Genomic DNA, 25412 nt, shown 5'->3' with positions numbered 1-25412 from the left:
GATAGGCAACACATAGCTGTTGATAGATAAATAAGGCGCCACTGCTAACCCATCAAAACCTTTCCATTTAAAAGGTGTTAACGAATCTTGGTTTAAGCATTTCCGAAAGGGGCGAACGGCGCGGGCACTATTGCGTAAGGGATGGGCTGCCTCTGTTTATCTATCTATGAAACAAACACAACTGGCGTTAAAACCGCTGTTTCGACTACTGCTATTTTTCCCTTTTTACGCTTTCGCTCAATCCGTTGCCCCGCCTCCGCCCGCTAGCACCCTCACGCTTTCGCAGTGCCTGAACTACGCCCTGGTGAATCAGCCCGTGGTGCGGCAGGCCCGCATTGACGAGGAAACCACCGAGGCTGACATTCGCATTGCGCGGGCGGCCTGGCTGCCGCAGCTGGGCCTCACGGCTTCGGGGCAGCATTATTTTGAGCTGCCGACCACCTTTTTTCCTAACCCGGCTACCGGCCTGAACGAGCCGCGCCAGATTGGGGTGCGCAACACCTCTACCCTTGGGCTGGCGGGCACGCAGGTCATTTACAACAACGAGGTGAACCTGGCCTCGCGCGGGGCCCGCTTCTCGCGGCAGGCGGCCCGGCAAAACACGGCCAACACGCGCATCAACGTGGTGTCGGACGTGAGCAAGGCGTTTTATGACGTGCTGCTTTCGCAGCGCCAGTTGGACGTGTTCAACGAGGACATCACCCGGCTGCGCCGCAACTACCAGGACGCCAAGGCGCGCTACGACGCGGGCATCGTGGACAAAACCGACTACCTGCAGGCCGAGATTTCGCTGAACAACTCGCTGGCCGGCCGCAAGCAGGCCCAGGAAAGCATCAAGGCCAAAACGGCCTTCCTCCAGCAGCTCATGGGCTTGCCAGCCGAGCGCCCGCTGAGCTTGCAGTACGACACGCTCAAGCTGGAAACGGAAGCTGTATTCGACACCACCACCGGCCTGAACGTGGCCAGCCGCCTGGAATACCAGCAGCTCCTGACCCAGAAGTCGCTGCAGCGGCTCACCATCGACTACTACCGGCTGGGCTTCCTGCCGTCCATCGGCGCGTTCGGCAACTACAACGCGGTGTACCAGAACAACGAGTTTGGCAACCTCTACGCCCAGCGCTTCCCGAACTCTTACGCCGGTTTGCAGGCGGCGCTGCCCATTTTCACGGGCTTCCGGCGCACCCAGAACCTGCGCCGCGCCCGCCTGCAGGACAACCGCCTCGACGAAGATATCAACAGCACCCGCAACCAGATTACCACCGAATACGCCACCGCCCTGGCCACCTACAAGAGCAATTTCAACGACTACCTCGTAGGAAAGCAAAATCTGGACCTGGCCCGGCAGGTGTACACGGTAGTCGACTTGCAGTACCGCGAAGGCATCAAGGCCTACATCGACCTGCTGGTAGCCCAAACCACGCTCCGTACGGCCCAGCTCAACTACTACACGTCGCTGTTTCAGGTGCTGGGCAGCAAGGTGGAGCTGCAACGCGCGCTGGGCTCGTTGCCGACCGATTATTAAAGCATTCCAACGTTCTTCGAACGTCATGCAGAGCGCAGCGAAGCATCTCGCTTGTGGCAGCAATTCAACCGTTCAAAGGCCTTATTTACTTCTCCCCGCGAGGTGCTTCGCTGCGCTCGGCATGACGTTCTAAAGAGCTCCAAGCTATGTTACAGATGAACAATAAATACTTAGTACTGAGCCTGCTGGCCCTGGCTTCGTGCGGTAAGAAAGAGGACGACCAGAAGAAAAACGCGTCCCCGCCGCCCACGCCGGTCACGCTGGTGGCCGCGCGCACCACCGAGGCGGTGTACTATGATGAATATCCCGCTACTGTGGTGGCCCTGAACACCGTGGAGCTGCGCTCGCAGGCCACGGGCTTCGTCACCGGGGTGTATTTCAAGGAAGGCGACGTGGTACCCAAGGGCAAGCTGCTTTATGAAATTGACCAGCGCCAGTACCAGGCCGCTTACCAACAAGCCCTGGCCGACCTGCGCAGCGTGCAGGCCAACGCCACCAACGCCGAAGTGAATGCCGGCCGCTACCGCCGCCTCGCCGAGCAGGATGCCGTAGCCAAGCAGTTGGTCGATAATGCCAACACCGCCGCCGCCACGGCCCGCGCCCAGGTAGCCGCCGCGCAGGCCAGCGTCAACATTGCCCGCAACAACCTCGGCTTTTCGCGGGTGACGGCGCCCTTCACGGGCCGTATCGGCATCTCGGACGTGCGCCTGGGCTCGCAGGTGGGCGCCGGCACCACGCTGCTCAACACCATTTCAAGCGAAGACCCGATGGGGGTCGACATCGTGGTGACGCAAACGGACATCGACCGTTTCATTGCGTTGCAAAACGCCAAAACCTCCCGCGCCGACTCGACGCTCCGCCTGGTGCTGCCCGGCGGCGTGACTTACCCCCTGCCCGGCCGCATCCGCACCATCGACCGGGGCGTGAACAGCCAGACCGGCTCCATCACGGTGCGCGTGGAATTCGCTAACCCCAAACGGGACCTGAAGGATGGCATGAGCGCCGTGGTGAAGGTACTCAACACCCAATCGGGCCAGCGCATCGTGGTGCCTTTCAAAGCCATTGTGGAGCAGATGGGCGAGAATTTCGTGTACGTGGCTACCGACAGCAGCACCGCCCAGCAGCGCAAGGTGGCCCTCGGCCCGCGCCTGAAGGACCAGATTGTGCTGATGAGCGGCGTGAAAGAAGGCGACAAAGTAGTAACCGAAGGCGTGCAAAAGCTGCGCGACGGCGGCAAGATTACCACGGAAGTGCCCAAGGCCCCACCGGCCGCGCCGGGGAAATAGGCCTGCATGGCTACCCCCAGCGCCGCCTAAACGGTCATGCTGAGCGCAGTCGAAGCATCTCTACCGCTTCGTTGACTCAGCATTGATTAGTGCTGTAGTAGAGATGCTTCGACTACGCTCAGCATGACGTTCTTCCTTATCTAATTGAATCCACAAGCGAGCTAACGGCTACCCGCCCGCTGCCAACAGCTATAGAAAATGATAGCAGAAACCTTTATACGCCGGCCCGTCACGGCCATTGTCAGCTCGCTGGTCATCGTGCTGGTGGGTTTGCTGGCCATGTTGAAGCTGCCCATCGGGCAGTACCCCGAAATCACGCCGCCCACGGTGTCGGTGAGCGGCACCTACACCGGCGCCGATGCCCAGACCGTGGAGCAGACCGTGGCCACGCCCGTGGAAGTGCAGGTGAACGGCACGCCCGGCATGACCTACCTGCAAAGCAACAGCACCAGCAACGGCCAGATGAGCATGACGGTGAACTTTGAGGTCGGCACCGACATCAACATCGCCGCCCTCGATGTGCAGAACCGCGTGGGCATTGCCCTGCCCACCCTGCCGCAGGAAGTGCAGCGCCTGGGCCTCACGGTGCGCAAGCGCAACCCGAGCATCCTGATGCTGGTGGCCATGTTTGCCCCCAAAGGCACGCACAACGCCACTTTCCTCGACAACTACGCCAACGTGTACATCAAGGACGCGCTACTGCGTACCAAGGGCGTGGGCGACATCGTGAGTCGGGCCGATGACTTTTCGATGCGCCTCTGGCTGAAGCCCGACAAGCTCTCGCAGCTCGGCATCACGGCCAACGACGTGCTGGCGGCCATTCAGGAGCAGAACGCCCAGATTGCGGCCGGCTCCATCGGCGCGCCGCCCCAGCAGATGGGCCAGACGTTTGAATACATCGTGCAGGTGCAGGGCCGCCTGGCCACCACCGAGCAGTTCGGCGACATCATCGTGAAAACGCGGCCCGACCAGGACGGCGGCATCGTGTACCTCAAGGACGTGGCCCGCATGGAGCTGGGCAAGTTCAACTACGGCAACAACTCCTACGTGGACGGCAAGCGCGCCGCCTACCTGCTGGTGTACCAGGCCCCCGGCGCCAATGCCCTCGAAACCTTCGAGAACGTAAAAAACACCATGGAACAGCTCAAAAAGCAGTTCCCCTCCGACCTGAGCTACGTGATTCCCTTCGAGGCGGCCAGTGTAGTAAAGGTGTCCATTCACGAAGTGGTGGAAACGCTGGTCATCGCCCTGCTGCTCGTTATCGTGGTGGTGTATTTGTTCCTGCAAAGCTGGCGCTCCACGCTCATCCCGGTGCTGGCCATTCCGGTGTCCATCGTGGGCACGTTCATGTTCTTCATTCCGCTGGGCTTCACCATTAATACGCTCACGCTGTTCGGCTTCGTACTGGCCATTGGCATTGTGGTCGATGACGCCATTGTGGTGGTGGAAGCGGTGGAGCACAACATGAACGAGCGGGAGATGAACGTGCTCGATGCCACGCTGGAAGCCATGCGCGAGATTTCGGCTCCGGTTATCGCCATTGCGCTGATTCTGGCGGCGGTGTTTGTGCCGGTGGGCTTCATTCCGGGCATCACCGGCCGCTTGTATCAGCAGTTTGCCGTTACCATTGCCATTTCGGTGTTGATTTCGGCCTTCGTGGCGCTTTCGCTCACGCCGGCGCTATGCGTGCTGCTCTTGAAGCCCACCAAGCGCGATGAGAATTCGACGGGTCTGGATAAGTTCTTTTTCAAGTTCAACAACTGGTTTGGGCGCGTCACTGAAAAGTACGGCAACGGCGTGAACAGCAGCATCAAGCATTCACGCCTGGTGGTGGTGGTGTTGGTGTGCATCGTGGCCGGCGCCGCTTTGCTGTTTAAAAATAAGCCCAGCGGCTTCCTGCCCACCGAGGACGAAGGCCGCATCATCATCACCTTCAACCTGCCCGAGGCCTCCAGCACAGCGGCCACTGTGGCCACGCTGCAGAACATGATGAAGGAGCTTTCGCAGGTGAAAGGCATTGCGCATTATGCTGCTCTCGGTGGTTTGAACGCCGTGAACTTCTCCTCAAAATCGAACTCCGGCACCATCTTCTGCCAGCTTGAACCCTGGGAAGACCGCAAGGACGAAGAACTGCGCTTGCAAGGGCTGATGGCCACCGTGCAGCAGCGCATGGCCAAGTTCAAGGAGGCCACTACCGTGGTGATTTCGCCGCCCGCCATCCCCGGCCTGGGCAACACCGGCGGCTTCTCCTTCGTGCTCCAAGAGCGCGAAAGCCAGGGCGGCGACGTGAAAACCTTTGATAACAACCTGCAAGGCTTCCTCGGCGCTATGCGGAAGCGCCCCGAAATTGCCGGCGCCTTCTCGTTCTTTACGGCCAACACGCCGGGCTACCAGCTCACCATCGACCGCGAGAAAGCCAAGAAGCTGGGCGTGAGCATTGCCGACATCGCCACCGCCCTGCGCACCTACCTCGGCTCGGCCTACGTGAACGACTTCACGCTTTACGGCCGCAACTTCCGCGTGCTAGCCCAGGCCGACAGCAGCTACCGCGGCGATATTTCGAACATCGGCCAATACTACGTGCGCAACGCAGCCGGCACCATGGTGCCCCTGAGCAGCGTGACGAGCTACAAACGCACCGAAAGCGCCCCCCTCATCTCGCACTACAACCTGTTCCGCTCGGCCGAAATCAACGGCAACCCCGCCCCCGGCAAAAGCTCTGGCGACGCTATCAAAGCCCTGCAAGATGAAGCTGCGAAATCGCTGCCGCAGGGCTACGGCTACGAATTCTCGGGCCTGAGCCGCGAAGAATTGCTGGCCAGCGGCCAGACGATTTACATCTTCGCGCTGTCCATTGCCTTCGTGTTCCTGTTCCTGGCGGCGCTTTATGAGAGCTGGTCGGTGCCGTTCTCAGTGCTGCTGGCGGTGCCGGTGGGCATCTTTGGGGCCATTCTGGCGCTGTTCTTCCTGCCCAAGCTCACGAACAACGTCTACGCCCAAATCGGCATGATTACGCTGATTGGCTTGTCGGCCAAAAACGCCATTCTGATTATCGAATTCGCCAAGGAGCGGGTTGATAAAGGCATGCCGCTGGTGGAGGCCACGCTGGAGGCCGTCCGCCTGCGTCTGCGCCCCATCATCATGACTTCGCTGGCCTTCATCCTGGGCATTGCGCCGCTCACGTTCGCGTCCGGCGCCGGCTCCCTGGCCCGCCAAACCCTAGGCTGGACGGTGCTGGGCGGCATGCTGGCGGCCACGTCGCTCGCCATTTTTATCGTGCCGGTGCTCTACGTCATCATCACCCGCTTCGCCTACGGCAAAGAAAAGCTGGCCGAGCTGGAGAAAAATTACAAGCCCGATGAGGAACACGGCGGCCATAAAGAAGAGAAGGGCCCCGAACCCGCGCCCCAGCCCGCTTAATTAAGGCAACGTCTTTCCTAAAGCAAGAGAGCTGACCAAGTTTCCGTACTTGGTCAGCTCTCTTGCTTTAGGGCTTGTTAGGCAATGAAATCATTGCAAAGAGGCTCCTGCTTACCTGTCACCGAAAAAGCATGCCGGCACGCCCGCTACGCCCGGCTCTACGGCAAACACGTTGCCGCTGAGCGGGAATTGCGCCTGCTGCTCCGGGCTGAGGCCGCCGCGGGCGGTGGTGATGTAGAGCGTTTTCAATTCCGGCCCGCCAAAGGCGCACGACGACGTGTGCGGCGCGGGCACTTGCACCACGTGCAGCAGGGCTCCCGTTTCGGGGTCGTAGCACTGCACGCGGCCGGCGCCCCAAATGGCTACCCACAGGTTGCCCTCGGCGTCGAGGGTCATGCCGTCGGGCCCGCCCACGGTTTCCGGGATGCGGACGATGACGCGCGGGTTGGCAATGGCGCCGGTGGCGTGGTCGTAGTCGAAGGCCTGCACGGCCTGGGTGGCCGTGTCGATGTAGTACATCGTGCGCTGGTCCAGGGACCAGGCCAGGCCGTTGGAGTTCGTCACGTGGCGCAGCATGACGTGGGTGCTGCCGTCGGGGTCGAAGCGGTAGAGGGTGCCGGCGTGGGCGCGGCCCTGCAGGTCGAAGGTGCCCACCCAGAAGCGGCCTGCCGGGTCGCACTTGCCGTCGTTGAAGCGCAGGTGCTCATCGGTAATCGGGTCGGCGAGGCGGGTAAGCTGGCCGGTGTCCAGGTCGATTTCGTGCAGGCCGCTTTGCAGGGCCACCAGCGCGTGGCCGTTGTGCATGGGCACCACCGTGCCGATGCGCTTGCCGGTGGGGTAGCGCCGGTCTTCGCCCGTGGCAGGGTCGAATACATGCAAGGCGCGGCCTTCGATGTCGACCCAGTACAGCCGCGCCGTTTCCGGGTTCCAGAGGGCGCCTTCGCCTAGCTTGGCCTGCGCGGGCAGGATGGATTCGGCTTGCATGGCGGGTAAGCTTTAGGGGTTGCTCGGGGCGTTGAGGTGGTGTTGAAGAACGGCGAACTGGCCGTTCAGGGTTACTTCCTCGGCCGTTTTGGTCTGCACCGGGCACTGGTCGGCAACGCCCAGCACCCGCAAAGCCGCGCCGTAGAGCTCCACCAGCGCCGGTTCGCCGGCCAGCATGATGCCAGCGGGTGGGTTGGCCACCAGGTCGTGGCACTCGCTACCGATGAGCAGGCCGCTGAGATAGAAATAATTTTCCGGCTTGCCGGCTTTTTTGAACAAGTCGTTGGTGCGAACCAGAAAAGCATTGTGTAGCAAATTCGCTTCTTGGCTGGCCCGCACGCCTTGTTCAAACCATTCGCGGTTTTTTCCCTCCCCTAGCTTGCCACCTTCTTCTACCGACGCCGCCAGAATGGCTTTGGTGGAAAGCAGGGAGAAAAACTCGCCGGTCATGTAGGTTTTCAGCGAAACGGCCTGGCCATTTTGCACCCGCACGTGCTTGGCGTGGGTGCCGGGGTGCAGGAAAAGCTGTTCTTCTGCCGTGCTCTCAAACCGGCAGCCCACCAACTGCACTTCCTCGCCGCGCATCACATCGTCGTCGTTTTTCACGCCCGAAATCAGCAAGGTTTCGTGGTTGAAATCAGTCGTCGCCGTAATGGTTTCCGTGGCTAAATCCGACCCGTCGACGGCAAACGGCAGCGGCTTATACGGCACCTCCTTCATGCCCACCGTGGACGAAGCCATGCCCGAAATCACCACCGGCACGTCATCCAGAAAAGTTTTTACTTCCTTTTCCAACTCCTCCAAATGCTTCTGGATGATGGCCAGGTAGAAACCCACGCGCCGCTCCGGCGGCAGCTGGGCCTGCTGCCACAGCTCGGCCGTGGCGGCGTTGCCTTCTTTGGAGCTCGTCTCGGCCAGCACCTTGAGCGTCTCGCGCTCCACGAGGCGCAGGCGGAAGGAAGAGGTGCCCCAGTCGCAGCTGAGGAAGGTGGTTTTGGGGTCCATGCGTTGTTCAATATTGTAAGCCCGTCATGCCGAGCGCAGCGAAGCATCTTTACCGCGCAACTAATTCATTTATTAAACTTTACGATTGAGGTAAAGATGCTTCACTTCGTTCAGCATGACGGGCTGTTGGCATGTTCTTTTACCCGTCCTGCCTTACCATTCTGCCACGCTGCCGTCCACATTGCGCCACACGGGGTTGTGCCAGTTGTGGCCGATGGCGGCGCGGCTGATTAAGTATTCCTCGTTTATCTCGATGCCCAGGCCGGGTCCTTCCGGAATTTTGCAGTAGCCGTTTTCGTAGTCAAACACCTTCGCGTCGACCAGATAATCGAGCAGGTCATTCTCGCGGTTATAGTGAATGCCCAGGCTTTGCTCCTGAATGAAGGCGTTGTGGCAGGTGGCGTCTACCTGCAGGCAGGCGGCCAGCGCAATGGGCCCCAACGGGCAGTGCGGCGCGGCCGCCACGTCGAAGGCCTCGGCCATGCTGATGATTTTCTTGCACTCGGTGATGCCGCCGGCGTGCGAGAGGTCGGGCTGAATGATGTCGACGTAGCCGTCAATGAGCAGCTGCTTGAAATCCCAGCGCGAAAACATGCGCTCGCCGGTGGCGATGGGGATGTTGCTGTGCCGGGCTATCTCGCGCAGGGCCTCGTTGTTCTGCGGCAGCACGGGCTCCTCAATGAACATCGGGTGGAACGCCTCCAGCTCTTTGGCCAGCACCTTGGCCATGGGCTTGTGCACGCGGCCGTGGAAGTCGATGCCGATGCCCAGGGCCGGGCCGCCGGCCTCGCGCACGGCGGCCACGCGGGCCAGTACTTCGTCGATTTTGACGTGCGAGTCGACGTAGTTCATCTCGTCGGTGCCGTTCATCTTGATGGCGGTGAAGCCTTTGGCCACCATGGCGGCCGCGGCCAGGCCCACGTCGTGGGGCCGGTCGCCGCCAATCCAGGAATACACGCGCATGGTGTCGCGGGCCCGGCCGCCCAGCAAATGGTGAATGGGCGCGTTGTGATACTTGCCCTTGATGTCCCACAGGGCTTGGTCGATGCCGGCGATGGCTGACATCAGGATGGGCCCGCCGCGGTAGAAGCCGCCCCGGTACATCACCTGCCAATGGTCTTCGATGTTGAGCGGATTTTTGCCGATGAGGTTCTCCATCAGTTCCGTGACGGCGGCGGCCACGGTGGCGGCCTTGCCCTCAATCACGGGCTCGCCCCAGCCCACGAGGCCGGTGTCGGTTTCGATTTTGAGAAACAGCCAGCGCGGCGGCACCTGGAAGAGGGTAAAGCGGGTAATTATCATAAATCTGTTTTGAACGGCGTAGAGACGCGTGTTCGCGTCTCAATCGTTGCTGATGTTGTTTAAATGGCGCAGTGTCTACGGTGCAGGGCTGCGCGGTCGGCGCAGCGTTGGTCGTTCAACGACGAGACGCAAAGTATTGCGTCTCTACGCCACGGCCGCCACAAACGCTCGGGCCTTTTCCGTGAGCTTGGTTAGGTACTCGTCCGTCACCGCCTGCTTGGTGTCGACCAAGGCGCTGCCCAGGCCGAAGGCTTTCGCGCCGGCTTCCGCAAATCCCTTGATGTTATCGAGCGACACGCCGCCGGTGGGCATGAGCGGGATGTGCGGCAGCGGCCCGGCAATGTCCTTGAAATAGCTGGCGCCACTGCTGCCGGCCGGGAATACCTTGATGATGTCGCCGCCGTATTCGTAGGCTTTCAGGATTTCGGTGGCGGTGTAGGCGCCGGGGATGCTGACGGCGCCGTAGCGCTTGGTCATGCGGATGGTTTTCTTGTTGAGGGTGGGCGAAATGATGTACTGCGCGCCGGCCAGCAGGGCGGCGCGGGCCGTTTCCGGGTCGAGCACGGTGCCGGCCCCGACGAGCAGCTGGCCGGCCATTTCGCGCGAGATTTCTTCGATGGACGCCAGCGCGCCGGGCGAGTTCAGCGTGATTTCCATCATGCGGACGCCGCCGGCGTGCAGGGCCCGGGCAATGCGGAGCAGGTCGGGCGGGTTGGCGCCGCGCACGATGGCGACGACCTTGTGTTCGAGGATGTGAGCGAGCGGGTTCATAGCGGAGGAAAGAGAAGACGGCCTTTTGCCAACGTAGAAGCGCGAATTCAGGTTAAGTTCATCTTACGCGGCCGAGTATTGCCCGGCCGGCGCTGCCGCCACCAGGCACCGCCGCAACGCAACACGGACGAGGCTATTGGAGTAACGCTTGGCAGCGGCGGGCCACTCCCACCCACCCTCTTCCCCCATCCCCTCCTTCCCTTATTCCATGGGTCCCCAATTCCTTTTCGCCACTGGCATCGAAAACAGCAACCCCACCATCCAGAACGGCAAGCTACGCGTGGATGAGCTGGAAAAATGCAAGCATTACCAGTACTGGCAAAAGGATTTTGACCTGGTGGAGGAGTTGGGCATCAATTTTTTGCGCTACGGGCCGCCCATTCACACCACCTGGCTGGGGCCGGGGAAGTACGACTGGAGCTTTGCCGACGTGACGTTTCAGGACTTGCTGCGGCGCAACATCGCGCCCATCGTGGATTTGTGCCACTTCGGCGTGCCCGACTGGATTGGCAACTTCCAGAACCCGGAGTTTCCGGAACTGTTCGGGCAGTACGCCCGGGCGTTTGCGCAGCGGTTTCCGTGGGTGCAGCTCTACACGCCGGTGAACGAGATGTACATCTGCGCGGTGTTTTCGGCCCGCTACGGCTGGTGGAACGAGCAGCTGAGCAGCGACCAAGCCTTTGTAACGGCCCTGAAGTACATCGTGAAAGCCAACGTGCTGGCCATGCAGGCCATCCTTGAGGTGCGGCCCGACGCCATTTTTATCCAGAGCGAGTCGTCGGAATACTTCCACGCCGAAAATCCGGCCGCCATCAAGCCCGCCGAAACCATGAACGCCGAGCGGTTCCTGTCGCTCGACCTCAACTACGGCAAGCGCGTGAACTCCAGCATGTACGAGTTTCTGATGGACAACGGCATGACCCGCGCGGAGTACCACTTCTTCCTGGAAAACAAGATGAAGCGGCACTGCATTATGGGCAACGACTACTACTATACCAACGAGCACCGGGTGTCGGCCGACGGCAGCACCCGCGCTTCGGGCGAAATATTTGGCTACCACGTCATCACCTCGCAGTACCACGACCGGTACCGCCTGCCCGTGATGCACACCGAAACCAACATCTGGCAGGGCCCCAACGGCGACGAGGCCGTGAACTGGCTCTGGAAAGAGTGGGCCAACGTGCTGCGCGTGCGCAACGACGGCGTGCCCATGGTGGGCTTCACCTGGTATTCCCTCACCGACCAGGTGGACTGGGACACCGCCCTGCGCGAAGACAACGGCCGCCTGTGCCCCGTGGGCCTCTACGACCTCGACCGCAACATCCGCCCCGTGGGCACCGCCTACAAGCAACTCATCGCCGACTGGCGGCAGGTGCTGCCCTCCCAAAGCGTGTGCCTGCAAGTGCCCATCGTGATGCCCCAGGACAGCAACGACGCCTGGGCCCGCGAGCAAAAGCAAGACGTGAAAGAAGCCACTGCCGACAAGTCGACGGTGGCGGCGAACACCGCGCCGGAGTCGTAGCGGGCTTCCTGTAGCGTGGACTCTGCGAGTCCGCGCCTGAACGAACGTTCTACGATGCGCGGACTCGCAGAGTCCACGCTACAGAAAGCCCGGCTGCCCAATAAATTCTAATTCTTACCCATCCCAACCTATGGAAGCCCGTTTCACCGACAAAGTTGTCCTCATCACCGGCGGCGCCAGCGGCATTGGCCTGGCCGTGTGCAAGCGCCTGGCCGCCGAAGGCGCCCGCGTCGTCATTGCCGATTACAACCAAGCCAACCTTGATGCCGCCGTGCCCGAAGTGAAAGCCGCCGGCGCCCCCGACGTGTGGGGCAGCCTCTGCAACGTGGCCGTGGAAGCCCAAGTGGAAGCCACCGTAGCCGGTACGCTGGAAAAGTTTGGCCGCTTGGATGTTGTGGTGAATAATGCGGGCCTCATGCAGTTCAAGCCCCTGGAGGAGCTGACCGGCGACGACTGGCTGCGCATCCTGAACGTGGATTTGCTGGGCGCTTTCTTTTTCACGAAGCAAGCCTTTTTGCACATGAAGCCCGGCGGCAGCATCGTGAACGTGGCCAGCATCCACGCCGTGGAAACGAGCCCGCTGGTGGCCCCTTACGCCGCCGCGAAGGCCGCTATGCTCTCGCTCACCCGCTCTTCAAGCCTGGAAGGCAAGCCCAAGGGCATCCGGACCAACGTCATCCTGCCCGGCGCCATCGACACGCCCATGCTCTGGGAAAACCCCAACGTGAAATCCGGGGTCGAAGTCATCGACAAAAACGACGTGGGCCGGCCCGAGGACGTGGCCGCTACCATTGCCTACCTGGCTTCGGATGACGCCGCCTTCGTGCAGGGCGCCGAGGTGCGCGTGGACGGCGGCCGTCTGGACCGGCTGTAGAGACGCATAGTTGGGTCTCGTCGGGGAACGAGGACGGGCGCATGGTTGCCTAAGCGCACGGACGGTTTGCAAGTGGGATTGGTCGACCTTTTGGAGCTTTCTGCCTAGGTTCTGGCCCGAGCCGGGCACCAGGCACGGCCCTTGCAAGTTGGGACAATAGCTGCCGAAAGCGGCCCTGGGTTCATCGAAACCAGCGCCGCTTTCGCTGCTTTGGTCGTCTCCTTGCCCGTCTTTCCCATGAAAAAGCTCCTTTCCTCCGCCCTGCTGCTTGTGCTGGCTGTTTCGTTCGACGCCTCGGCGCAGGTATTCAAGCTGCCCACCGTCAAAGGCATCAACCTGCCCAATATCCTGAAAACGCCCGCGGGCACTGCGGCCGGCGCGGGCCAAGGCAACGTCAGCAACACCGAAGCGGCCAGCGGGCTCAAGGAAGCCCTGCTGCAGGGCATCAGCAAGGGGGCCGACCAGGCTTCGCAAACCGACGGCTTCAACCTCAACAAGCTCATTCGCATTCCCTTCCCGCCCGATGCCCAGCGCGTGGCCACCACCCTGCGCAGCATCGGCCTGGGCAGCCAGGTCGACAAGTTTGAGCTGAGCCTGAACCGCGGCGCCGAAGACGCGGCCAAAAGCGCCAAGCCTATTTTCATTTCGGCCATCAAAAGCCTCACGTTCTCGGACGTGTGGAACATCCTGACGGGCCAAAAAGACGCCGCCACGCAGTACCTCAAGCGGACCACCAGCGCCCAGCTCACCGCTGCTTTCGCGCCCATTGTGCAGCAAAGCCTCGACAAGGTGGGGGCCACCAGGTACTACACCCAGCTGGCCACCACCTACAACCAGCTCCCGCTGACCCAGAAAGTGCAGCCCGACCTCAACCAATACGCCACCGGCAAGGCCGTAGACGGGCTGTTCACGCTCATTGCCCAAGAAGAAGCCAACATTCGCGAAAACCCAGTAGCCCGCACCACTGAGATTCTGCGCCGCGTGTTTGGCAGCAATAGCTAAAAGGCGTTGCTGAAAACGGAACTTTGTCTTGGCAAAACGTCATGCAGAGCGCCAGCGAAGCATCTTTACCGCAATGCTAGAATTAATTACTCTCGCAGTAAAGATGCTTCGCTGGCGCTCTGCATGACGTTCAATTAGGATGGCGTTCTGTGGTGTGGCGTATGTTTGCGGCCCCCAAACCGCAACCGCACGCCACCTTTCATGTCCAAAATCACCATTCGCAGCCTCGCCGAACTGGAAGCCTGCGCGGGCCAGGAGCTGGGAGTTTCCGAGTTCCACGCCATCACGCAGGAGCAGATAAACCAGTTTGCCGCCGCTACGCTGGATTTTCAGTGGATTCACACCGATGCCGAGCGGGCGCAGGCCGAGTCGCCGTTTCAGGCCACCATTGCGCACGGCTACCTCACGGTGGCGCTGCTGCCCTACCTGTGGCAGCAAATCGTGGCCATCGAAAACCTGAAAATGCAGGTGAACTACGAGGTCGAAAACCTGCGCTTCAACCAGGCCGTGACCGTGAACAGCCAGGTGCGGCTGCGCGCCACGCTGCTGTCGGTGGCCAACCTGCGCGGCATTGCCAAGGCCCGCGTGGGCGTGACGCTGGAGATTGAAGGCCAGAAAAAACCGGCCTACACGGGCGTGGTCACGTTTCTGTACCATTTTCAGGACTAAGAAATGGGCCGTCATGCTTCGCTGGCGCTCTGCATGACGCCCCGTGCTTACTTCTCTCTTAGGCTTCGGCAGCCATTTCCGGGTATTCGTCGCCCGCGTACACGGGCGCCATGTCCTGTTCCTCGGCCTCGGTGAACAGCCGCGAACGGATGAGAAACCGCACGCCCAGCGGGATTTCCAGCGAGAAGCTAGCACCGCGGCCTTTCACCACGTCCACCGTGAGCTGGGTGTGCTGCCAGTACGCAAACTGGCTGGCGCTCATGAAGAAGTCGCAGCCGTGGATGCGGCCCAGCCACGTGTCGTTGCCGCCCACCCGGAACTCGCCCTTGGCGAAGCACATGGGCGAGGAGCCGTCGCAGCACCCGCCGCTTTGGTGGAACATGAGCGGGCCGTGCTCGTCGCGCAGCAAATCAATGGTGGCCTCCGCGGCTTGGGTGACGAGGACTCTCGGGGTGGGCATGGGGGTGTTGTGAATTATTGTTTGCGGCGGAAAGTGTAGGTGATGCCCGTGCGCTCTTCCCGTACCAGCACTTCCTTATCGGGCGCCACGGTGCCCGAGCCGGGGCGGCTCAGCCACTGGTACGCCAGTTGGTGCTCGGCGTCCCAGTGGTAGTGGCGGTTGCCAATGCTGGAGATGCCTTTTTGCGCGGCGTTGGGCATCCGGTCGGTTTTCGGAGCTTCGTCAAACGGGGTCGCATCCGGCAAGGCTTCCTTTTTTTCAACTTTCCAGTCCGGGTTCTTGACGCCCGGAACGGGCAGTAGCTGCGCGTGCGCAACCGAAATGCTGCAATACAACGCGACCAAAATGGGCAGGATTTTCATACAAGTAGCGCTAACGTTTTCAAGTAAGACGCACCTGCGAGCAAAAGGATGCTTCGCAACCTCCTAAAGAAGAACGTCATGCTGAGCTTTTCGAAGTGTCTATAATGCTCCACCAACCAATTTTAGTGTTGCAGTAAAGATGCTTCGCTTCGCTCGGCAGGACGTTCTGGTTAGACGCAAGCTGAAGCACGCGCTACTCAGCGGCCTAGAAGAAACCCAACTTCTGCTGGCTGTAGCTGATGAGCATGTTCTTGTTCTGGCGGTAGTGGCTCAGCATCATTTTGTGGTTTTCGCGGCCGAAACCGGAGGCTTTGTAGCCGCCGAAGGGCGCGCCGGCGGGGTAGTCGTGGTAGCAGTTCACCCACACGCGGCCGGCCTGGATGGCACGGGGCACTTCGTAGAGTTCGTGCGCGTCGCGCGTCCACACGCCGGCGCCGAGGCCGTAGAGCGTGTCGTTGGCGATTTCGATGGCTTCTTCCACGGTTTTGAAGGTGGTGACGGACACGACGGGCCCGAAGATTTCTTCCTGGAAGATGCGCATCTTGTTGTGGCCCCGGAACATGGTGGGCTGAATGTAGTAGCCCTCCGCCAGGGCGCCGTCTTCCTGGTGGTAGGCGTCGCCGCCCACCAGCACTTCGGCCCCTTCGGCCTTGCCGATTTCGAGGTAGCTCAGGATTTTCTCGAACTGGTCGTTGCTGGCCTGGGCGCCCATCATCGTGTCCATGTCCAGCGGGTTGCCGAGCTTAATGGCCTTCACGCGCTCAATCACGCGGGCAATAAACTCGTCGTAAATGTCTTGGTGCACCAGCATCCGCGAGGGGCAGGTGCAGATTTCGCCTTGGTTCAGGGCAAACATCACGGCGCCTTCGATGGCTTTGTCGAGGAAGTCGTCGTCGGCGTCCAGCACCGATTTGAAGAAGATGTTCGGCGACTTGCCGCCCAGCTCCATGGTCACCGGAATCAGGTTTTCCGACGCGTACTGCATGATGAGGCGGCCGGTGGTGGTTTCGCCGGTGAAGCTCACCTTTTGCACGCGCGGCGAAGAGGCCAGCGGCTTGCCGGCTTCGAGGCCGAAGCCGTTCACCACGTTCACGACGCCGGCTGGCAGCAAATCCTGAATCAGCTCCATGAGCACCATGATGCTGGCGGGGGTTTGCTCGGCGGGCTTCATCACCACGGTGCAGCCGGCGGCCAGGGCGGGCGCCAGCTTCCAGGTGGCCATGAGCAGCGGGAAATTCCAGGGAATAATCTGGCCGACCACGCCCAGCGGCTCCGAGATGTTGAGCGACACGGTGCTGGCGTTCAGCTCGGTAGCGCTGCCTTCTTCGGCCCGAATCACGCTGGCAAAGTAGCGGAAGTGGTCGATGACCAGCGGCAGGTCGGCGTAGGTGGTTTCGCGCAGGGCCTTGCCGTTTTCCACGCACTCCACGGCGGCGAGGTGGGCCAGGTTTTCCTCGATGCGGTTGGCAATTTTGTTGAGGATGTTGCTGCGCTCGGTGGCCGAGGTCTTGCTCCAGGTGCTAAAGGCTTCGTGGGCGGCATCGAGGGCCAGCTCAATGTCTTCCTTCGTGCTGCGGGCCACTTTGGTGAAGGCCTTGCCGTCGATGGGCGAAGGATTGTCGAAGTACTGGCCCTTGACCGGGGCCACCCATCTGCCGCCGATGAAGTTGTCGTAATGCTCTTTGAACTGGGGGCGGGCCACCGCGGTGGTGGTTGCTTCTAAGGTTTCAGCCATGGCTTTTGAGATAGGGAATTAGGTGAACGGGAAACGATGTAAAGGTCCTTTTTCCCTAGGCCGTTGGGTTGTGGTATTGTATCAATGTGTGCGAAAATTGTCGCAACTTGCCGGCGCCTCCCTTGTTGAAAGTGTGCACTCCCTCACCAACCCGCTTTTCCATGACTTCGCGCGTCCATTTGCCCGCCGCCGTGGCTCCCCTGGCTTTCGAACGCCTGCATTCGCTGGTCGAAAACCGCACCGTGTACGCCCTGGAAGGCTTCGAGCTGAACGTGTTTGAGACGCACCGCGCCGCCCACCGCGTGCCCCTGCGCCTCGACGGCCTGGCCCTGACCACCATGCTGCGCGGCAAAAAAGTGATGCACCTGCCCGGCCGCGCGGCCTTCGACTACCTGCCCGGCGAGAGCGTGGTGGTGGACAAGGACGAGCTGATGGAAATCGACTTCCCCGAGGCCAGCCTGGGCCAGCCCACGCAGTGCCTGGCCGTGGCCATCGCGCCCGATACCATCCGCCACACCGTGGACTTGCTGAACGAACGCTACCCCAAAGCCGAAACCCACCAGCCCTGGGCCATTTCCGGCCCCGAGTACGCCCACCTCACCAACACGCCCGAGCTGACCGACACGCTGGGCCGCCTAGTGGCCGTGTCGCGCGCTTCGGACATCAACAAGGATGTGCTGGCCGGCTTCACCTTGCAGGAGCTGCTGGTGCGCCTGATGCAGACGCAGGCCCGCCAGCTCATCTTCCACGACTACGCCCGCTACCTCACCACGCACCGCTTCGCCGCCGTGGTCGACTACATCAGGCAGCACCTGGCCGAAAACCTGAACATCGACAAGCTGAGCGCGCTGGCCTGCATGAGCAAGGCCACGTTCTTCCGGCTGTTCAAGCGCGAATTCGGCATTACGCCGGTCGAGTACATCATCCGGGAGCGGCTGAGCGAGGCCAAGCGGCTGCTGCGCCACCCGCTGGCCAGCGTGGCCGAAGTGTGTTTGCGGGCCGGGTTCAACAACCTGTCGTACTTCCAGGCGCTGTTTAAGAAGTACGAGGGCATGACGCCGGGGGCGTACAAGAAGCAGCTGGTGGCGTAGGAAAGCGCCAGGCCAGCCAGGCCGGGTTATTTACCCCGAACTTCGCGGGCAGAAACAACGCGGCGGCGCAGTGCCCGTCCTTCGTCCATTATGCCTCACTCGTCTTCTCGTATGCCTCGCTTTTCCTTCGCCATCCTGCTGATGCTCAGCCTGTGGCTAGCCGGCTGTGCCCGGCGCAGCCACCAGGCCGAGGCGCTGGCCCCAGCGGCGCTGGCCGCGCACCGCACGGTGGCCATTTTGCCCTTTGCGGTGGAGCTGGAGCGGCTGCGCGACCTGGCCAAGCACGCCGGCGTGTGGGCCAGGGACAGCGCCGCCCGCCCGCTGGGCAGCACCCTGGAAAGCGGCCTGCAGGCCGAGCGCCGGCAGATGGGCTACCTGCTGCAAGCCGCCCTGCAGGCCGAGCTGATGCGCCAGCAGGCGCAGCGCCCCATCACCAGCACCTTCCAGAACCCCGCCGAAACCAACCAGCGCCTGGCCCGCGCGGGCATCACCTACGAGAGCCTGCCCACCCGCTCCATGGCCGAGCTGCGCGCCGCCCTCGGCGTCGACGCCGTGCTCACGGGGCAAACCAGCATGCACCAACTGCTGCCCGGCGGCGTGAGCATTGCCGTGTTTGTGCTCAGCAACGGCAGCAACCCCATGGCCGACAACTCGGTGCGCACCGCCCTCGACATCTACGACACCCAGTCCGGCCAGCTGGTGTGGCGCTTCGACCACGAGCTGCACGGCAAGCCCAGCACCAGCCCGGCCGCGCTGGCCAAAGCCCTGGTGCGCGACATGAAGGACGACTTCCCGTACCTGAAAAAATAACGCAACTCGCTTAAGGCAACGGCTGGGCCCACCCGCTAAAACACCACGCTGTAGGGCACGTCGGCCAGGGTCCGGATTTCTTCGTGCAGGTCCACGCCCAGGATTTCGTGCACGTTGGCGCGCATGCGGTTGGCCATTTGCGTCAGCGGGAGGTCGTTGCTGTCCTTGCCGAAGGGGTCCTCGATTTCGTCGCCAATCATTTCCACGCCCAGCAGGGCGTAGGCCCCGAACATGGTGATGGGAATGGTGAGCCAGCGGTAGCTGTCGAGGAGATTGAAGGGCATGGTGAGGATGAACACCGTGATGAAGCCCTTGATGAAATAGCTGTAGGAAAACGGGATGGGCGTGCTGCGGATGCGCTCGCAGCCGCCGGCCACGTCGAGCAGGGCCTCGTGGTGGCGCTGGATGGTGATGAGGTGCTCGGGCAAAATCAGGCCCTCGCGCAGCAGCTGCTCGTAGAATTCCTGCAGCCGCGTGGCGATGCGCGAGGGCACGTGGCCGGCTTGCCGCAGCTGCTCGATGTGGCCGGGCTCAACTTCGGCCAGGTTATGGAATTTTATCTTGCTGCGCAGGTGGCCTTCCAGCGCCAGCGGGAAGTTGGACAGCAGGCCGGCCAGGTAGGCTCGGCGGGCCTGGTCGTGGGCCGGCAGGCGGGCGTGGAGCAGGCCGGCCAGGTTGCGGCAGTTGTTGGTGAGCTGGCCCCAGAGGCGGCGGCCTTCGTAAAACCGGTCGTAGGCCGTGTTGGTCCGGAAGGCCAGCAGCAGGCTGAGCATGATGCCCAGAAAGGTGAAAAACTCCTTATCGACGGTGAATTTCAGGATTTCAAACTCCACGGCGGCGGCCTCTACAAAAGTGGCGTAGAGCCCCACGTAGAGCACCCGCTTGAACAGCGAGCGGATGATTTTGGAAGAGCCCAGGTGGCGCAGGGCCTCCCACCAGTCGGTCGATTTGTAGACAATCATGAGTAAGAAAACGGCTGAACACCCGGCCGCAAGTTAGCGCCCGGGCCCGGGGCCGGCCCGGGCAGGCCGCGCCGCCCGGCCGCGAGCCGCCTATTTTTCACCTTTCGGGGGCAAGCCTACGCCACCGCGGCGGGAACATTGCAACAATGCGATACTTTAGCAGCGAAACCGTTCTTTTTGCTCCTCCTATGCAACCCGCCCTATCCCCTTCCGCGCTTCGCTGGCCCCTGTGGCGCAAATGGCTCTTTTGCTTCTCGTGCATTTATCTGCTGCTGTTCATCTCGCCCCTGACCTGGCTGGGCAGCGTGCCGGAAGTGGGCATTGTGGCCGGCATGTACGGCGCGGCCGAAAGCTGGCTGGTGGAGTTGGGCAACCGCTACCTCTTCCACGTGAAGGACGTGCTAGTGCCCACCAACGGCAGCGGCGATACCTCCTACGGCTACGCGCAGCTGTGCTTTTGTGGGCTGGCAGCCGTGGTGGGCGCCTGCTTGTGGGTGCTGCTCGACCGGCGCCGGGCCCACTACGCCCGCGGCTACTACTGGCTGCTGGTGCTGGTGCGCTATTTCGTGGCAATGAATGCCCTGGGCTACGGCCTCATCAAGCTCTTTGCCCTGCAAATGGTGGCGCCCAGCCTGAGCGCGCTGGCCACCCCGTTGGGCGACTTGCTGCCCATGCGGTTTTCGTGGTATTTCATCGGGTATTCCACGCCCTACCAAATGTTTTCGGGCGCGGCCGAGCTGACGGCGGGCGTGCTGCTGCTGTGGCGCCGCACCAGCACGCTGGGCGCCCTGGTGGCGGCCGGCGTGTTTCTGAACGTGATGATGCTGAACCTGTGCTACGACATTCCGGTGAAGATTTTCTCGATTCACCTGTTCGCGCTCAGCGTCTTCCTGCTACTGGGCGATGCCGGGCGGCTGCTGAATTTCTTCGTGTTCAACCGGCCCACTCCCCCCACGCCGGTGCTCCCGGCCCTGCCCTGGCGCTGGCGCGTGGCGCGGCTTACCCTCAAAACCATTTTCATTGCCCTGTTTGCCCTGCTGCCGCTCTACCAGTTCTGGCAGCAGAAGGCTTCGGCCCCCACTCTTACCAAGGGCAGGCTGGCCACTGGCTTTTTTGAAGTCGAGCGCTTCGAAACCGCCGCCCCGCTGCCCGACAGCCTGCGCTGGCACGACGTGGTGTTTGAAGCCAATACCACCGGCAGCGTGGGCACTACCGACACCCTGCTGCGCCAGCGCTACCGCCGCGGCTACTTCGCCTACACCCTCGATTCAACGCAAAGCACCATCGCCTTCAAGAAAATAGCCGCCGACTCGCTGCCCCTCTTCACCCTGCGCTACGCCCGCCCCGACAGCACCCGCCTGGTGCTGCGCGGCACCATCCGCCACGACTCGGTGCTCATTGCCCTGCGGCGCCAGCCCCGCCACTTCCAGCTGGCCGAGCGCCAGTTCCACTGGCTGTCGGAAGCCAATCGATAGCACTAGAACGAGGTAGAGACGCAAGATTTTGCGTCTCGTCGTTGAACGACCGGCGGCAGAACGGCTCGCGCCAGAACGATGCTGTGTTAACAACACCCGAACGGCGCGAACGACGAGACGCAAAATCTTGCGTCTCTACCTCGTTCTGGCCAACAGTGGCGCCAGGTGCTTAATAAGCAATGCCCGTCACCTCCACCAGCTCCTCCTGCGGCCCCAGCTTCAGCGGCACTTGCTGCCGGAGCTTCGCGCCCAGCACGGCCCGCGCAATGGGCGCCACAAAGGCCACTTTGCCCTGCGCAATGTCGGCTTCGTCCACGCCCACGATGGTAAACGTACGCTCAAACCCCGCCTTCCCGCCGCCCACGGTGCGCAGCCGAACCGTGGCCCCGAAGCGCACTTCTTTGGGCGGCTGACCGGCGGGGTCCACCACTTTAGCGCTGCCAAGGCGCTCGGTGAGCAGGGCAATGCGGCCGTTGTAGAACGAAAGCTGGTGGGTGCGGTCGGTGTCGTTGTCGCGGTTGGCCTCGGCCCGGGCGCGCTCGGCTTCGAGGGTGCTGAGCTCGGCGCGCAGCATTTCCAGGCCGTGGGGCGTCACGTAGTTGGGCGTGCCCGGCGGCAGCGCCGCGCGGGGCGGAATGATGGGCGGCGTCTGCGCGTCGTCTTCCTTGGTAAATCCTCGGCTCATGCCTTTTCAACGCAAGCCCACGGGCGGAGTTGTGGGCGCAAGCCCCCGCCTCAGGCGGCCGGTTGCGGGGCTTAGGCCCCTAAACGCGCAGCCGGTCCTTTCAAACGCTCCGCGAAGCCTTCCGCACGCCCGGCCCACTCCTCCAATCGGTCAGCCCGGCCCTCCGAACGCTCCGCGCATCTCTACAAACGGTCAGCGCAAGCTCTTTTTGAGCGTTCGGGCGCAACCATCGGGCCTTATGAGCGGTTTGAGAGTCCTTGTGCCCAGGCGGCCTGTGGGCCTGCTCCTTCTTTCCATGTCCCAATCTGCTATCGAAAACCAACCTGCCGGCGCGGCGGCCGCTCCACATTCCGCTCCCGTTTCACCTCCACTCAATAGTGCCCTGGTGTGGCTCATGGCCGTGACCTGCGGGCTGGTGGTAGCCAATATTTACTACAACCAGCCGCTGCTGGCCGCCATTGGCCGCACCTTTCACAAGACGGATAGCGGCGCCAGCCTCGCGGCCACGGCCACCCAAATTGGCTACACGCTGGGCATGCTGCTGGTGGTGCCGCTGGGCGACATGCTGGAGCGCAAGCGCCTGATGCTGCTCATGCTGCTGGGGGCGGCCGGGGCCATGGCGGCGGCGGCGTATGCGCCCACGTTTGGGCTGCTGGCGGCGGCCAGCGTGGGCATCGGCATCCTGTCGTCGGTGCCGCAACTGCTGGTGCCCATGGCCGCGCACCTGGCGCCCGAGGCCGAGCGCGGCCGGGTGGTGGGCCGCGTGATGAGCGGCCTGCTCATCGGCATCCTGCTCTCGCGCACCGTGAGCGGCTACGTGGGCGTGCACCTGGGCTGGCGGGCTATGTTCGAAATCGGGGCCGGGCTGATGGTGCTGCTGGTGGCCCTGCTGGCCTGGCAACTGCCCACCGACCGGCCCACCTTCACCGGCACGTATGCTTCGCTGATGAAGTCCCTGGGCACGCTGGTGCGCGAGCAGCCGGCCCTGCGGCGGGCGGCGCTGGTGGGGGCGTTTTTGTTCGGCGCCTTCAGCGTGTTCTGGACCACGCTGGCGTTTTACCTCGAAGGCCCGCACTTCCGCTACGGCTCCGACGTGGCCGGTTTCTTTGGGCTGGTGGGGGCCGTGGGGGCCCTGGCCGCGCCGCTGGCCGGCAAAACCGCCGACACCAAAGGCCCGGACTACACCATCGGGCTGGGTATTTTGCTGGCGCTGGGGGCCTATGCGGTGCTGGGCTTCGGCGGCGCCTGGGTGGGCGGCCTGGTGCTGGGCGTCATCGTGCTGGACGTGGGCGTGCAGTCGGCCCACATCTCCAACCAGTCGCTCATTTTCTCGCTGGTGCCCGAGGCCCGCAGCCGCCTCAACACCGTGTACATGACCGGCTATTTCACGGGCGGCTCGCTCGGCTCCGTGCTCGGCGGCCTGGCCTGGACGCACGCCGGCTGGCCCGGCGTGTGCCTGCTGGGGGCCGGCCTGGCCGGTGCCGCGTGGCTGATTAGCCGGTTCTACGGGCGGAAGTAGCGCGGACTTTGTGGTCCGCGCCCCCGCGCCGTTAGAGCCGTTCGGGTGTTCGCCGGGGACGCGGACTGCAAAGTCCGCGCTACTTCTCTACCAGCACCCCGGCGGCCGGCACCCAAAGCCGGAAGCAGGCGCCGGGCTCGTTGCTCATGGTCATCTCGCCGCCGATTTGCTGGCTGAGGGCCTCGATGAGCTGGGTGCCGAAGGAATTGCCGGTGTCGTAGCCGGGCGGCCGGCCGGGGCCGTTGTCTTCCACTTCCAGCAGCAGGCCGCCGGCGGGGCTCCCCAGGTACACGCGCAGCAGCGGGCGCGCCACCTTGCCGTAGGCGTGCTTCAGGGCATTGGTCACCAGCTCGTTCAGAATGAGGCCCAGCGGCACGGCGCGGTCCACGTCCACCACCGGCAGGTCGAGCTCCAGCACCAGGTCGAACCGGTCCTCGTCGAAGCCATAGGCCGCCAGCAGGTTTTCGACCAGCGTGGTGAGGTAGGGCCGGATGTCGACGGTGGCCACATCGTCGGTCTGGTAGAGGCGCTGGTGAATCAGGCCCATGGCCTCCACGCGCTGGCGGCCTTCGCGCACGGCGCGGGCGGCCACGGGGTCGGCCAGGCTGCCCGACTGCAGGTTGAGCAGGCTGCTCACGATGGCCAGGTTGTTTTTCACGCGGTGGTGCAGCTCGCGCAGCAGCAGCGTGAGGCGCGCCGCCTGCTCCTGAATGCGGGCGTTGTTTTCGTTGATGGTTTGGTTGGTGGCGCGCAATTGGGCATTGGCCCGCCGCTGGGCCCGGTACTGCCAGGCGCCGAATACCAGCAGGCCCGCCAGCGCCGTCAGGCCCAGGGCCAGGCCCACCAGCAGGCTTTTCTTATGCGCATTGGCCAGGGCCAGGCTGGCAATGCGGGCCTGCTGCTTTTCGAGCCGGTAGGCGGCTTCGATGCGGGCCACGGCCTGCGTTTTTTCCAGGCGGTTGGTTTGGTTGTCCAGCTGGCGGCGCTCCTCCATCAGGTCGGTGGCTTCGCGGTAGCGGCCGGCGTCGCGGTAGGCAAAGCAGGCCGCTTCCAGCGAGTTGCTGAGCCGGTGGGGGTCGCCGATGGCGCGGCCCAGGGCCAGGCAGGTGTCGGCGGCGGCCACGGCCTGGGCCAGGCGGCCCTGCCGGCGGTAGGCCCAGCTGAGCTGGCGGTAGGCGTGCTCCAGGCCGTTGCGGTTGTGCTGGGCGCGGTGCAGCCCCAGCGCCCGCCGGAAGTAGCCAATGGCCTGCGGGTAGTCGTGGTCGTAGTCCATCAGCAGCTGCCCGTAGTTGGCGCACACCACCCCCAGGGACGAGGGCACGGGCCGGTATTTTTGCTCGATGCGCATGGCCTCTTGGTAGCAGGTGCGCGCCGAGTCGGGCCGGTGCAAGTCGCGGTAAATGATGCCCTGCGTAATCAGCGCCGACACCATCGCGGCCGGGTACGGGCCGCGCCGGGCCAGCGCCAGCGCCTGTTGGGCCTGCTGCAGTCCTTTGCGCGTGAGCAGCTCCACCCCCTGGGCGTCGCTCATGCGCTTGTAGGTCTGGGCGTTGAGGTTGAGCACCCAGGCCACGCCCTCGGGGCGGTGCTGGGCCTCGAAGAGGGCCTGGGCCCGCCGGCCGTAGTAAAAGCTCGAATCGAACTCGCTTTGGTTGCGCAGGGCCGTGCCCAGCAGCAGGCAGCTCTGGGCCATGCCGTAGGGGTAGCGCAGCTTTTGGCTGGTGCGCAGCAGCTGCCGGCTGAGCACGGCGGCCGAGTCGGCGTTGCGCATGAGCAACACCTGCACGGTTTGGAAGTTTTGCCGTACCTGGGCGGTATCGGTGGGAGCGCCCGGGCCGGGCTGCGGCCCGGCCGCGTGGCCAGCCAGCGGCAGGCGCAGCAACACCAGCACCGCCAGCCAGCGGCAGCGGCCCATTTCCCGAAATAACCTCAACCGACGCATCATAAAATTGACTA

The 25412-nt window shown here is 62.9% G+C and carries 21 protein-coding genes; 11 read left to right on the top strand and 10 right to left on the bottom strand.

Going from position 1 to position 25412, the window contains the following annotated elements; translation table 11 throughout:
- Positions 1-166 precede the first annotated feature (166 nt).
- The 3 genes from I2H31_RS17180 (at position 167) to I2H31_RS17170 (ending at position 6228) form a co-directional block, all read left to right on the top strand.
- Positions 167-1522, top strand: a complete 1356-nt coding sequence (locus tag I2H31_RS17180; protein ID WP_196294280.1) for a TolC family protein — start codon at positions 167-169, stop codon at positions 1520-1522.
- Between the two features lie 155 nt (positions 1523-1677).
- Positions 1678-2808 (top strand): efflux RND transporter periplasmic adaptor subunit, encoded by a 1131-nt coding sequence (locus I2H31_RS17175; RefSeq protein ID WP_196294279.1) that lies wholly within the window; start codon positions 1678-1680, stop codon positions 2806-2808.
- Positions 2809-3006: 198 nt separating this feature from the next.
- Positions 3007-6228 carry an efflux RND transporter permease subunit gene (locus tag I2H31_RS17170; protein WP_196294278.1) on the top strand — a complete coding sequence of 1074 codons (3222 nt, stop codon included), beginning with the start codon at positions 3007-3009 and terminating at the stop codon, positions 6226-6228.
- 111 nt (positions 6229-6339) lie between these two features.
- Here I2H31_RS17170 and I2H31_RS17165 read toward each other — a convergent pair whose 3' ends face one another.
- The 4 genes from I2H31_RS17165 to I2H31_RS17150 all read right to left on the bottom strand — a co-directional run bounded on the left by I2H31_RS17165 (position 6340) and on the right by I2H31_RS17150 (position 10290).
- Positions 6340-7212, bottom strand: coding sequence for an SMP-30/gluconolactonase/LRE family protein (locus I2H31_RS17165; RefSeq protein ID WP_196294277.1), 873 nt, complete (start codon positions 7210-7212; stop codon positions 6340-6342).
- 12 nt (positions 7213-7224) lie between these two features.
- Positions 7225-8217 (bottom strand): 2-dehydro-3-deoxygalactonokinase, encoded by a 993-nt coding sequence (locus tag I2H31_RS17160; RefSeq protein WP_196294276.1) that lies wholly within the window; start codon positions 8215-8217, stop codon positions 7225-7227.
- Between the two features lie 153 nt (positions 8218-8370).
- Complete coding sequence (gene dgoD, locus I2H31_RS17155) at positions 8371-9519, bottom strand: galactonate dehydratase (protein WP_196294275.1); 1149 nt, start codon at positions 9517-9519, stop codon at positions 8371-8373.
- A 144-nt stretch (positions 9520-9663) separates the two neighbouring features.
- Complete coding sequence (locus I2H31_RS17150) at positions 9664-10290, bottom strand: bifunctional 4-hydroxy-2-oxoglutarate aldolase/2-dehydro-3-deoxy-phosphogluconate aldolase (RefSeq protein ID WP_196294274.1); 627 nt, start codon at positions 10288-10290, stop codon at positions 9664-9666.
- 208 nt (positions 10291-10498) lie between these two features.
- Here I2H31_RS17150 and I2H31_RS17145 point away from each other — a divergent pair, with 208 nt between their 5' ends.
- The 4 genes from I2H31_RS17145 to I2H31_RS17130 all read left to right on the top strand — a co-directional run bounded on the left by I2H31_RS17145 (position 10499) and on the right by I2H31_RS17130 (position 14357).
- The gene (locus tag I2H31_RS17145) at positions 10499-11812 is read left to right on the top strand and encodes a family 1 glycosylhydrolase (protein WP_196294273.1); all 1314 of its coding nucleotides are present in this window, start codon (positions 10499-10501) and stop codon (positions 11810-11812) included.
- Positions 11813-11942: 130 nt separating this feature from the next.
- On the top strand, positions 11943-12686 hold the full coding sequence (locus I2H31_RS17140) for an SDR family NAD(P)-dependent oxidoreductase (RefSeq protein WP_196294272.1): 744 nt from the start codon (positions 11943-11945) through the stop codon (positions 12684-12686).
- Between the two features lie 237 nt (positions 12687-12923).
- A complete protein-coding gene (locus I2H31_RS17135; RefSeq protein ID WP_196294271.1) occupies positions 12924-13688 on the top strand; it encodes a DUF4197 domain-containing protein in 765 nt (254 codons plus the stop codon).
- A 201-nt stretch (positions 13689-13889) separates the two neighbouring features.
- Positions 13890-14357: a MaoC family dehydratase gene (locus I2H31_RS17130; protein ID WP_196294270.1), complete on the top strand. Its 468-nt coding sequence runs from the start codon at positions 13890-13892 to the stop codon at positions 14355-14357.
- Between the two features lie 58 nt (positions 14358-14415).
- On the opposite strand, the gene I2H31_RS17125 is transcribed toward I2H31_RS17130, so the two are convergent.
- The 3 genes from I2H31_RS17125 to I2H31_RS17115 all read right to left on the bottom strand — a co-directional run bounded on the left by I2H31_RS17125 (position 14416) and on the right by I2H31_RS17115 (position 16914).
- On the bottom strand, positions 14416-14817 hold the full coding sequence (locus tag I2H31_RS17125) for a DUF779 domain-containing protein (protein ID WP_196294269.1): 402 nt from the start codon (positions 14815-14817) through the stop codon (positions 14416-14418).
- 14 nt (positions 14818-14831) lie between these two features.
- On the bottom strand, positions 14832-15179 hold the full coding sequence (locus I2H31_RS17120) for a hypothetical protein (protein ID WP_196294268.1): 348 nt from the start codon (positions 15177-15179) through the stop codon (positions 14832-14834).
- A gap of 205 nt (positions 15180-15384) precedes the next feature.
- Positions 15385-16914, bottom strand: a complete 1530-nt coding sequence (locus I2H31_RS17115) for an aldehyde dehydrogenase family protein (RefSeq protein ID WP_196294267.1) — start codon at positions 16912-16914, stop codon at positions 15385-15387.
- Positions 16915-17075: 161 nt separating this feature from the next.
- Here I2H31_RS17115 and I2H31_RS17110 point away from each other — a divergent pair, with 161 nt between their 5' ends.
- Positions 17076-18005, top strand: a complete 930-nt coding sequence (locus tag I2H31_RS17110; protein ID WP_196294266.1) for a helix-turn-helix transcriptional regulator — start codon at positions 17076-17078, stop codon at positions 18003-18005.
- Between the two features lie 111 nt (positions 18006-18116).
- A complete protein-coding gene (locus I2H31_RS17105) occupies positions 18117-18815 on the top strand; it encodes a DUF4136 domain-containing protein (protein WP_196294265.1) in 699 nt (232 codons plus the stop codon).
- A 35-nt stretch (positions 18816-18850) separates the two neighbouring features.
- On the opposite strand, the gene I2H31_RS17100 is transcribed toward I2H31_RS17105, so the two are convergent.
- Complete coding sequence (locus I2H31_RS17100; RefSeq protein WP_196294264.1) at positions 18851-19777, bottom strand: bestrophin family protein; 927 nt, start codon at positions 19775-19777, stop codon at positions 18851-18853.
- A 227-nt stretch (positions 19778-20004) separates the two neighbouring features.
- On the opposite strand from I2H31_RS17100, the gene I2H31_RS17095 reads away from it, so the two are divergent.
- Positions 20005-21252, top strand: coding sequence for a hypothetical protein (locus tag I2H31_RS17095; protein WP_394368968.1), 1248 nt, complete (start codon positions 20005-20007; stop codon positions 21250-21252).
- A 169-nt stretch (positions 21253-21421) separates the two neighbouring features.
- Here I2H31_RS17095 and I2H31_RS17090 read toward each other — a convergent pair whose 3' ends face one another.
- Positions 21422-21937 carry a GreA/GreB family elongation factor gene (locus I2H31_RS17090; RefSeq protein WP_196294262.1) on the bottom strand — a complete coding sequence of 172 codons (516 nt, stop codon included), beginning with the start codon at positions 21935-21937 and terminating at the stop codon, positions 21422-21424.
- Between the two features lie 295 nt (positions 21938-22232).
- Here I2H31_RS17090 and I2H31_RS17085 point away from each other — a divergent pair, with 295 nt between their 5' ends.
- On the top strand, positions 22233-23456 hold the full coding sequence (locus I2H31_RS17085) for an MFS transporter (protein WP_196294261.1): 1224 nt from the start codon (positions 22233-22235) through the stop codon (positions 23454-23456).
- Positions 23457-23535: 79 nt separating this feature from the next.
- Here the strand turns inward: I2H31_RS17085 and I2H31_RS17080 are convergent, their stop codons facing one another.
- Positions 23536-25371: a sensor histidine kinase gene (locus I2H31_RS17080; protein ID WP_196294260.1), complete on the bottom strand. Its 1836-nt coding sequence runs from the start codon at positions 25369-25371 to the stop codon at positions 23536-23538.
- Between the last annotated feature and the right edge of the window lie 41 nt (positions 25372-25412).

The organism is Hymenobacter ruricola (genome assembly GCF_015694525.1).
In the GTDB taxonomy this organism is placed as follows: domain Bacteria; phylum Bacteroidota; class Bacteroidia; order Cytophagales; family Hymenobacteraceae; genus Hymenobacter; species Hymenobacter ruricola.
The sequence above is the reverse complement of the archived record's forward strand: the minus strand, read 5'-3'. Positions and strand labels throughout refer to the sequence as shown.